Below are 1,108 nucleotides of genomic sequence, written 5' to 3'. Positions count from 1 at the left end.
CATCCAAGAAATTTTCCTCGATATCAAACCGCAAACCAAATTCCTGCGCATGTTTGGAGGGTCGTCAAATCATCGCTGACCATCGCCCATTATCACCATTGATATTGTTGCAACCGAAGATCAGATGAACCGAGCCATAAAACATGCTCCTTGTGAATCCTGACATTATGAAAACACAGGGCAACACCTGGTTTGAAGCGATGCAGCGCGGTCTTGGGGAGGCAGCGCGGTCTTGGGGGTTCCCCCCATGAGCGACTGCCGTGGTTTCCCACACTCGCTATTGCATCAAGACAGTGGAAATCTTTGAGCTGACACCAACCAATACCTGCTCGCCAAATCCAGGTGTCTTTTTTCAGACTTTTCCGATAATGCCAACCCCATTGATTGGTCATCGCTTTGATCTTGCTCGGTGTGGATAAACCCTCGATCTGCTAGTAAGACTACCGATTACCCCTAAAGGTAAACGTGGGATGGCAAGTTGGGCGCATCTCAAGGGTAATCGTTGAATGCAACCGTGGCACGCTTTATGTTCCATCACTCGCCACACTACGGGCAAGGCACGTCCGGTGATGGACTACGACCAATCGCACCAGGCAGTACTTATCCCAAAACAGCGAAGTGTCCTTGCCTTAGATAAATACAATCGTCTTCCCAATCTGCTAAGGCTGCCTGGATCAAAGGTTTATACAATCGTTCGCGTAGCGTGGCCTATTGGCCATGGATGTTAATCCGGGCATTATACAGCCAACGCTGCATCCGACGCTGTATGATTAGTGCATATTGGCCGAACCATGGGACGAACGGGAATCCAACGGGTCAAATTTACCTCCCCTGTCTGGATCAGGGCAGACACCATCCATAAACAGGTTGTCAGGTGGGTCAGATGTGCCCACTCACAGGGTTGACCCATCCAACTCTTCAAGGCATTATAGACTCGGGAGTTTTTTTCACAGCATTTTTATGGTGAGAGTGGTTTCTGTCCGAACGAATGCTGGCTCCCAATCACGCTTTGTCAAGTCTGGCAACTCCTTTCGAGATCAGCAGTTGACCACTTTTTACTTCACTTTTTGTCAGTCAACCAGCTTTTACCCTTGGCTTTGGTGATATC

Annotated in this window: 3 protein-coding genes; 1 reads left to right on the top strand and 2 read right to left on the bottom strand. The window is 48.9% G+C overall.

Going from position 1 to position 1,108, the window contains the following annotated elements:
- Nucleotides 1–92 precede the first annotated feature (92 nt).
- Nucleotides 93–392, bottom strand: a complete 300-nt coding sequence (locus F6K49_RS51940; RefSeq protein WP_293110844.1) for a hypothetical protein — start codon at nt 390–392, stop codon at nt 93–95.
- Nucleotides 393–506: 114 nt separating this feature from the next.
- Between F6K49_RS51940 and F6K49_RS51935 the strand changes: the two genes are divergently transcribed.
- Complete coding sequence (locus tag F6K49_RS51935; RefSeq protein WP_293068388.1) at nt 507–728, top strand: hypothetical protein; 222 nt, start codon at nt 507–509, stop codon at nt 726–728.
- A gap of 8 nt (nt 729–736) precedes the next feature.
- Here F6K49_RS51935 and F6K49_RS51930 read toward each other — a convergent pair whose 3' ends face one another.
- Nucleotides 737–922, bottom strand: a complete 186-nt coding sequence (locus F6K49_RS51930) for a hypothetical protein (protein ID WP_293068391.1) — start codon at nt 920–922, stop codon at nt 737–739.
- Nucleotides 923–1,108 lie beyond the last annotated feature (186 nt).

The organism is Moorena sp. SIO3I6, from assembly GCF_010672095.1.
This window is presented reverse-complemented; position numbering and strand designations above follow the sequence as displayed.